Origin of the sequence: Aquabacterium sp. (assembly GCF_014378415.1) — a bacterium.
Lineage (GTDB): Bacteria > Pseudomonadota > Gammaproteobacteria > Burkholderiales > Burkholderiaceae_C > Aquabacterium.
In genome coordinates, this window is the sequence record NZ_JACMNS010000080.1 from 1 (window position 1) to 8,087 (window position 8,087).

Sequence of the window (8,087 nt, forward strand, 5' to 3'; positions counted from 1 at the left end):
ACAAGAAGGTGCAGCCCGCGGCCGCATCGAGGCGCCGCTCGTCATTGGCTGGGGACGCAACGACAGGGTCTGCTTCACCAGCCAGGCGAAGCGGGCATTGGACCTGTTTCCGGATGCGCGGCTCCACTGGTTTGAGCGGTGTGGCCACTTCCCGCATTGGGACGCTCCCCAGGAGACGGTGCGGCTGATTCTCCACACCTCCGCGCGCCATATCGGGGCTTCCACGGCCGGGACGCCGGTTGAGAAAAGCGCGATCCGGGGCGCCCGCCCCGGCGCTGATGCTGCCTGAATGGTCCACGAGCCCAGGGGTCACCCTCTCCCGTTGCTTAAGCAGGACCGGCAGTGTTCGCGCTCGATCGCATGCCTACGGTTAGACGTGGCTCACTTCATTGGATCCGCGTGGTCAGAAGGTGCTGTCAACATCGCCTCTGCGCAGTGTTTGATCTCGGGCAAGAGATCAAAATAGAGGAGCCTGGAAGCTGCCAGCCGCCAGCGGCCGATGTTGGCCGATTGCCGCCATTCACGGCTACCTATACCCTCTGTTGAATGCGCTGGGCAAGGGTTATGACCTGGACGCCCGGCGCCGCATCATGGCCATCCGCCTCTCGCGCAAGGCCCGCGCCGATAAAAGCCCGGCGCTCGCCGCTTGCCCCCCTGCCCGCAAGGCAGCCAAGCCCCGTTCGCGGGGCTTTTTTCATGGCCGTTCGAGTGCACGGGCCTTGCGCACAAGGATTTACTTCTTGCAGCCAATGCTCTGGCACCCGGCGCTTGGGGTTCAGAGGCTTGCGCACCAAGGCTCAAAAACCCACCGTTGGGGATGCAGAGCCTTGCGCGCAAGGCTCAAAGCTCGGCGCTTGGGCCTCAGAGGCCCCAAGTGCAAGGTTGAAGTGCCTTGCATTTGGGGTTCACCATCCTCAGGCGCCACCCTTTTTGCCTTGCGGCCCGAGTTCAGAAGGCGGCCGTCCGCTCACACAGCCTTGCGCGCCGCCATTGTGGTTCCATCCTCAGGACAAGGTCGCCATGTCAATGACAAAGCGGTACTTCACATCGCTGCGCAGCATCCGCTCATAGGCCGTGTTGATCTCCTTCATCGCGATGATTTCGATGTCGGAGACGATGCCATGCTCGGCGCAGAAATCCAGCATCTCTTGCGTCTCGCGGATGCCGCCGATCAGCGATCCGCCCAGCCGACGGCGTTTGAAGATCAGGCCAAACACATTGGGCGCCGGGTGTGAATGCTCCGGTGCGCCGACCAGCGTCATCGTGCAGTCGCGCTTGAGCAGCGCGATGAACGGGTCCAGGTCGTGCTGCGCCGCCACCGTGTTGAGGATGAAGTCAAAAGAGTTCTGGTGGGCCGCCATGGCCTGCGGGTCGGTGGACAGCACCACATCGCTGGCGCCCATGCGCTTGGCGTCCTCGGCCTTGTTGGCCGACGTGGTGAACAGCACCACCTGCGCGCCCATGGCCGCGGCAATCTTCACGCCCATGTGGCCCAGGCCGCCAAGCCCGACAATGCCCACCTTGTGCCCTTTCTCCACGCCCCATTGGCGCAGCGGCGAGTAGGTGGTGATGCCCGCGCACAGCAGCGGTGCCACGGCGGCCAGGTCGCTCTCGGCATGGCGGATCTTCAGCACGAACTTCTGCTTGACGACGATGCGGCTGGCGTAGCCGCCAAAGGTGTTCTCGCCACCAAAGACGGGGCCGTTGTAGGTGCCCGTGAACCCGTTCTCGCAATACTGCTCGAGCCCGTCGCCGCAAGAGGCGCAGTGCTGGCAACTGTCAACCATGCAGCCCACACCGGCGATGTCGCCGAGCTTGAACTTGCTGACATTGGTGCCCACCGCGGTGACGCGGCCGACGATCTCGTGGCCCGGCACAGACGGGTACAGCGTGTTCTTCCATTCATTGCGGGCGGTGTGCAAGTCCGAATGGCAGACACCGCAGTAAAGGATGTCGATCTGGACATCGTCCGCGCCCGGGGCCCGCCGCTCGATGTTGAAGGGGGCCAGTGGGCTGGTGGCGTTCTGGGCGGCGTAAGCGAGTGTGGTGGTCATGGGCGACTTTCTTGGCAGTCACGCGCAGCCAAAACGACTGCGCAACGAGTATGACGGAATCGCTGCAAACCCGTTGTCCATGCCCCGCAGCGCCTGTCAACATCAGGCGCCCGTTCATGACCACGACCCCTGCGGCAAGGTGGGCTTCGGCGTTAGCGCATGCCCGCCATCCCCACGATGCGCCCACCGGTACAACAGCGGCAGCACCAACAAGGTCAACACCGTCGATGACAGGATGCCCCCGATCACCACGGTGGCCAGCGGGCGCTGCACCTCGGCCCCCGTGCCGATGGCCACGGCCATGGGCACAAAGCCCAGGCTGGCCACCAAGGCCGTCATCAGCACCGGACGCAGCCGCGTCAAGGCCCCTTCCCGGATCGCAGGCTCCAAGGCCATGCCCCCTTCGCGCAAGCTGCGGACATAGGCAATCATCACCAAACCATTGAGCACCGCCACCCCCGACAGCGCGATGAACCCCACGCCCGCCGAGATGGACAAGGGGATGTCGCGCAACCACAGCGCCGCCACGCCCCCCGTCAACGCAAACGGCACACCGGTGAACACCAGCAGGCCATCTTTGACATTGCCAAACATGGCGAACAGCAGCACAAACACCAGCAGCAAAGCCACCGGCACCACGATGGCCAAACGGCGCGAGGCCGATTGCAGCTGCTCAAACGTGCCGCCCCAGGTGGTCCAGTAGCCAGCGGGCACTTTCACGCTCGCGTCGATCCTGGCCTGGGCCTCGCCCACGAAGCTGCCGATGTCCCTGCCCCGCACATTGGCGGTGACCACCACGCGGCGCTTGCCCTCTTCGCGGCTGATCTGGTTGGGGCCGGGCGTGAAATCCATCGTGGCCACGTCGGCCAGCCGGGCATGGCCTGGGTGCTCGCCCGACGCATTGGCCGGCAGGCGCAGGGGCAGTTGCCCCAAGGCATCGAGGTCGTTGCGCAAGGCTTCAGGCAGGCGCACCAGGATGTCGAAGCGGCGGTCGCCTTCGAACACCGCCCCAGCTTCGCGGCCACCCAGCGCGGTGGCCAAGGTGTCCTGGATGTCGCCCACGTTCAAGCCCAGGCGCGCGGCTTTCTCACGATCGATCTGCACAGACAGCATGGGCAGGCCGGTGGTTTGCTCCACCTTCACGTCTTCGGCGCCGGGCACGGCTTCCAACACGTTGGCGATCTGCTCGGCGGTTTCGTTGAGCGTTTCCATGTCGTCGCCAAACACCTTGACGGCCACGTCGCTGCGCACGCCTGAGATCAACTCGTTGAAGCGCATCTGGATGGGCTGCGTGAACTCGTAGTTGTTGCCGGGCACCTTCAGCACGGCCACTTGCAAGGCCTTGATGAAGTCTTGCTTGGTCCGCTTGGGATCGGGCCACTGATCGCGCGGCTTGAGCATCACAAAGGTGTCGGCCACGCTGGGGGGCATGGGGTCGGTCGCGATCTCGGCTGTGCCCATCTTGGCGAACACGTTGTCCACCTCGGGGAAGGCTTTGATCGTGCGCTCCAGCTGGGCTTGCATCTCGATCGCCTGGCTCAGGCTGGTGCCGGGGATGCGCAGCGCGTGCAGGGCGATGTCGTGCTCGTCCAGGCTGGGGATGAACTCGCTGCCCAGGCGGGTGGCCATCAGCGCAGCCAGGGCCACAGACACCGCCGTGATGGTGAGCACCAAGGGCTGGCGTGACAAGGCTTTGTCCAACAGCGGCTCATACGCCCGCTTGGCCCAGCCCATCAGGCGGTTCTCTTTCTCGCTGACCGGGCCGGTGAGCAGCAAAGCCACCGCCGCTGGCACAAACGTCATCGACAAAATCATGGCGCCCAGCAAGGCCGCCACCACCGTGAACGCCATGGGGTGGAACATCTTGCCCTCCACCCCCGTCAAGGCAAAGATGGGCAGGTAGACCACCATGATGATGAGCTGCCCGAACAGCAGCGGCCGGCGCGACTCTTGCGCCGCCGCGAACACTTCGTGAAAGCGCTCGGCCTGCGTCAAAGGGCGGCCCCGGTGGGCCTGCGCATGCGCCAGGCGCCGCATGCAGTTCTCCACGATCACCACGGCGCCATCAATGATGATGCCGAAGTCCAGCGCGCCCAGGCTCATCAGGTTGGCACTGACGTGCTGAGTCACCATGCCCGTGAAGGTGAACAGCATGGCCAGGGGAATCACCATGGCCGTGATCAAGGCCGCGCGGAAGTTGCCCAGGAAGGCGAACAGCACCACGATGACCAGCACGGCGCCTTCGAACAGGTTGCGCTTGACGGTGGCGATGGCCTTGTCCACCAGCACGGTGCGGTCGTAGACCGTCTTGGCGATCACGCCCGCGGGCAAGGATTTGTTGACCTGCTGCAGGCGCTCATCCACGGCACGCGACACCTCGCGGCTGTTCTCGCCGATCAGCATGAACACGGTGCCCAGCACCACCTCCTGGCCGTTCTCGGTGGCCGCGCCGGTGCGCAGCGCCTGGCCCAGCACGACCTCGGCCACGTCGCGGATGCGCACGCTGACGCCTTGCGCCTGCTTGACGACGATGGCGCCGATGTCGGCCAAGCCTTTGACCTGACCGGGGGCGCGGATGAGGTATTGCTCGCCGCGCCGCTCGATGTAGCCAGCGCCCACGTTGGCGTTGTTGCGCTCCAGGGCGGTGACCAGGTCTTGCAGACTCAGGCCGTGCGCCACCATCTTGGCCGGGTCGGGCGCCACCTGAAAGGCTTTGTCGTGGCCACCGACGGTGTTGATCTCGGTCACACCGGGCACATTGCGCAATTGCGGTTTGACGATCCAGTCCTGGATTTCGCGCAAGTCCATCGGCGTGTAGGGCTGGCCGTCGGCCTTGAGGGCGCCGGGCTTGGTCTCCACCGTCCACATGTAGATCTCGCCCAGGCCCGTGGTGATCGGCCCCATCGATGGGTTCAGGCCGGCGGGCAGTTGGCCGCGTGCTTCCTGAATGCGTTCATTGACCAGTTGGCGGGCAAAGTAGATGTCGGTGCCATCCTTGAAGACCACGGTGACCTGCGACAGGCCGTAGCGCGACAGGGACCGCACTTCTTTCAAACCGGGCAAACCTGCCATCGTCGTTTCGATGGGGAAGGTCACGCGCTGCTCGGCCTCCAGGGGCGAATAGCCGGAGGCCTCGGTGTTCACCTGGACCTGGACATTGGTGATGTCGGGCACGGCGTCGATCGGCAGCTTCTGGTAGCTGAACACGCCAATGGCTGCCATGGCCAGTGTGGCCAACAGCACCAGCCAGCGCTGGTCAATTGCGAAACGCAAGGTGCGTTCAAACATCGAGGGGGTTTCAGTGGTCATGGCTGGCTCCCGCCTTGCCCAACTCGGCCTTGATCACGAAGCTGTTCTTGGCGGCGTACTGCTCGCCCGCGCTCAAACCACTGAGCACCTCGACCATGCGGCCATCGCTGCGCCCCAATTCCAGCGGGCGAGCTTCAAGCTGCTGGCCGTACCGGCCGAAGACCACCTGCCAGTCGCGCACGCTTTGGATGGCATCCGCCTGCACGGCCACGGGCACTTCGGCCTGGCTTGAGATGACCTCCACCTGCACCGGCAGGCCCGGTCGCCACAAGCCCTTGGGATTGGGCAGCACCACCCGCGCCAGGGCGCTGCGCGTCTGCTCACCGACCAGGGCGCTGACGTAGGTGATGGTGCCTGCCGCTTGCGCCTCGAAGGCCGAGGCTTTGACCTGCACGGCCAGGCCAGTGCGGATGGTCCCCAGGTCCTTGGTGGCCACGGGCACTTCCACCCACACCGATGACAGGTCGGAGATCGTGAACACGGGCTCGCTCTCGCCCAGCGACTGGCCCACGGTGATGCGCTTGTCGGTGACGATGCCGTCAATCGGCGAGCGCAGCTCAAAACGCGTCAGGTTGCCACTGCTGGCAGACGTGGCCCCCAGGTGGGCCAGCTTCTGGCGGATGTTCTGCTCGGCGATCTCGGCTTCCTGCAAAGCGGCGCGCGCTTGCAGGTAATCCTGCTCGGCCGAGATCTTGTCTTGCCAAAGCTTCTTCTCGCGATCATGGGTGCTGCGGGCCAAGGCCAGGCGCTTTTGAGCGGCCGCGCCCTCGGCGCGTTGATCGGCCAAAGCCGGGCTGGACAGCACGGCCAGGACCTGCCCCTTGCGAACGCGGTCGCCCGCGCTGACGGGCACAGACTCGACCAGCCCCGCCAAACGCGGCACCACCTGCACGGTGCGGTCGCCGTTGTAGCGGACCTCGCCCAACAAGGCCAACTGGCTGTTGATGCGCGCCGGGCCTGCCACGGCCAGGGTCACCCCGGCCTGCGTCAGTTGGGCATCGCTCATGGTCACGCGGGCTTCTTCCTGCTCGTAGGCAAAGCGCTGGGTCTGGCCGCCCTGCACGGCGTCGATCGTGACCTTGAAGGAATGGGGCTCGACCACTTCGGCATCGCCGCGCAGGTAGTCGCCCTGGGGTTTGAACTGGATGACTTGCGGCGCGCGACCCAGGCGCTCCAATGTCAGCTTCACCGAGGCTTGATCAGGGCTCAGCGGCTTGCCATTTTGATAAGCGTAGAGGCGGAACTCGGGTGGCACGCCATCTTCGAAGATGGCGACTTCCAGGCCATGCACGCCCGCGTTGAACAGGCGGCCGCCATGGGGGCCTTTGGCGGGCTTGGCCTTGTCAGCTTCCTCATGGTGTTCCTCGTCCGCGTGGCCGTGTTCATCGTGGGCTGCGGGCTTGCCCTTTTGCAGGATCGCCCAGCCCAGCAGCACGCCCAAGGCGACGACCACCGCGATGGCCAGCCAGGATTTTGGTTTCGTGGGGTTGTTCATGGTGTCATCAGTCTTTCGTCGGGGTGGGCTCGCCCAGCAGCTCAAGCAAGCGGGCATCGGCCTGGTAGGCCTGGGCAGCGGCGCTCAGCGCCAGGGTTTCTGCCTCGAAGAGGGTTCGTTGCGCATCGAGCACGTCCAGGAAGCCGAACTTGCCCAGCTCGTAACCTTTGGTGCTGGCCGCGAAGGCCTGCCGCGCGGCGGGCAGCACCTTGTCGCGCAGGGTTTGGGCTTGCGCCAGCGCAGAGCCAAGTTGCGCCAGGGCCTGGGTGGCTTGCGCTTCAACGCTGGCACGCACAGCCTCCAGCTCAACCCGCGCCTTGTCTTCGCGGCGGCTGGCTTCCAGGATGGCGCCCTGGTTGCGATCGAACAGTGGCAGGACCAGGCTCAGGCCCACGATGGCTTGATCGCGGCCCAGTTGCTGATCGCGCTTGGCACCGAGCGACACCGTAAGGTCGGGCATGCGGCGCGCCCGCTCCAGATCGCTCAGGGCTTGCCTGCGGTTGATCTCTTGTTGCGCCCGAGCGATGGCGGGTGAGGCCTCCAGGCGTTGGGCCAAGGGCTCCCAAGCGCCCACAGAGGGCATGCGCTCAAGGTCAGCCTCGACCCGGTCAAACTTCACACTGGGATCGCCCAAGGCCAAACGCAGCTGGGCCACGGCCCCGCGCCAATCGCTTTGGGCCACGGTGGAGGCCGACAGCGCCTGGGCCTCGGCCACTTGCGCCTTCAGCGCTTCCACCGGCGAGACCTTGCCGGCCATCACACGCTTGGAGGCCGCCTCACGCGCCTGGGTGGACAAGCGGCCCAGCTCATCCGACAGCCGCACCCGCTCTTGCGCCACGGCCGCGCCATGAAACGCCGCCATCAACTGCGACCTGATCTGGGCCCGCCGCGAGACCACATCCAGGTCGGCCTGGCCTTGCGCCGCCTGCGCTGCGCTGATGCGGGCAGCGCGCTTGCCGCCCAGCTCAAAGGGCTGGTTCAGCTGGATGGTGGTGGTGCGCGTGGCCTGGCGAGTGTCTTCCATTAAGGTGGACAGCTCGGGGTTCAGCCAGGCACCGGCTTGTTGCGTGGCGCCCTCGGCGGCCTCGCGCTCCAGCACGGTGGCGCGCAAATCAGGGTGCTGCGCCAGGGCCGTGGCCAGCGCTGAGTCGAGGCCCAGGCTTTGAGCCCAAGCCGTCTGGACAAAGAAGGGAACGCACAGGGCCGCGCGTGCCACCCAGGAAAGATAA

Annotated in this window: 5 protein-coding genes; 1 reads left to right on the forward strand and 4 read right to left on the reverse strand. The window is 65.5% G+C overall.

Annotated elements, in window-relative coordinates:
- Positions 1-289 (forward strand): alpha/beta fold hydrolase (locus H7225_RS07545; RefSeq protein WP_366481304.1); only part of this gene is annotated, 289 nt, incomplete at its 5' end.
- A 715-nt stretch (positions 290-1,004) separates the two neighbouring features.
- On the opposite strand, the gene H7225_RS07550 is transcribed toward H7225_RS07545, so the two are convergent.
- The 4 genes from H7225_RS07550 to H7225_RS07565 all read right to left on the reverse strand — a co-directional run.
- A complete protein-coding gene (locus H7225_RS07550) occupies positions 1,005-2,054 on the reverse strand; it encodes an NAD(P)-dependent alcohol dehydrogenase (RefSeq protein ID WP_290660429.1) in 1,050 nt (349 codons plus the stop codon).
- 114 nt (positions 2,055-2,168) lie between these two features.
- Positions 2,169-5,342 (reverse strand): CusA/CzcA family heavy metal efflux RND transporter, encoded by a 3,174-nt coding sequence (locus H7225_RS07555; protein ID WP_290660435.1) that lies wholly within the window; start codon positions 5,340-5,342, stop codon positions 2,169-2,171.
- A gap of 10 nt (positions 5,343-5,352) precedes the next feature.
- Entirely contained in the window at positions 5,353-6,858 is a 1,506-nt protein-coding gene (locus H7225_RS07560; RefSeq protein WP_290660431.1) for an efflux RND transporter periplasmic adaptor subunit, read from the reverse strand.
- Between the two features lie 7 nt (positions 6,859-6,865).
- Positions 6,866-8,087 (reverse strand): TolC family protein (locus tag H7225_RS07565; RefSeq protein WP_290660433.1); only part of this gene is annotated, 1,222 nt, incomplete at its 5' end.